Here is a 791-nt window from a genome sequence, read left to right as displayed (position 1 = left end):
GCATGTGCGTATCTTTACGCTCAATGGCCTGACCGGGTTAAGTCCGGTGGCCTATGCCCGGCAGGCGATCGGGTTAGGGCTGGCGACCGAGGAGCACGGCTCCCGGCTGTTCGGTAACGGGGCCGTCACCAGTGGCGTGTTGCAAACCGATCAGCCCCTGACCGACGAGGCTTTTAACCGGTTGAAAACCGACTTTGAAGCGCAACACCAAGGGCTGGCGAATGCCCATAAGCCGCTGATTCTGGAAATGGGGCTGAAATGGCAGCAAATCAGCCTGTCGGCCGAAGATGCGCAGTTTCTGGAAACCCGCAAGTTTCAGCTGGAGGAAATCTGCCGCATTTTCCGGGTACCGTTGCACATGGTGCAGAACACCGACCACGCCACCTTTAACAACATTGAGAATTTAGGGATTGGGTTTATTAACTATTCCCTCGTCCCGTACCTCATCCGCATTGAGCAGCGGATTAATGCCGGGTTAGTCAGAAACAGCAAACAAGGGCGGTTTTACGCCAAATTCAACACCGGGGCCTTGTTACGCGGGGACATGAAATCCCGTTTTGAGGCCTACGCCACCGGAATTAACTGGGGGATCTACTCCCCGAATGAATGCCGTGAACTGGAAGAACTCAACCCGCGAGAGGGCGGGGATAGTTACCTGACGCCCATGAACATGACAACCCAACCTGAACAATCCCCGAAAAAGGAGGAAGAGACGCATGCCGATGATGACCAGACAACGGCTTGATGTGCCCCTGAAAATCAAATCGGTCAGCGACTCCGGTGAGTTCGAG

The 791-nt window shown here is 55.0% G+C and carries 1 protein-coding gene; it reads left to right on the top strand.

Features of this window, described 5'->3' with window-relative positions; genetic code table 11:
• On the top strand, window positions 1-745 hold a 745-nt coding region (locus AAC854_RS22785), incomplete at its 5' end, for a phage portal protein (protein WP_340619081.1).
• Window positions 746-791 lie beyond the last annotated feature (46 nt).

The organism is Xenorhabdus entomophaga (assembly GCF_037996725.1).
Taxonomy (GTDB): Bacteria; Pseudomonadota; Gammaproteobacteria; order Enterobacterales; family Enterobacteriaceae; genus Xenorhabdus; species Xenorhabdus khoisanae.
The sequence above is the reverse complement of the archived record's forward strand: the minus strand, read 5'-3'. Positions and strand labels throughout refer to the sequence as shown.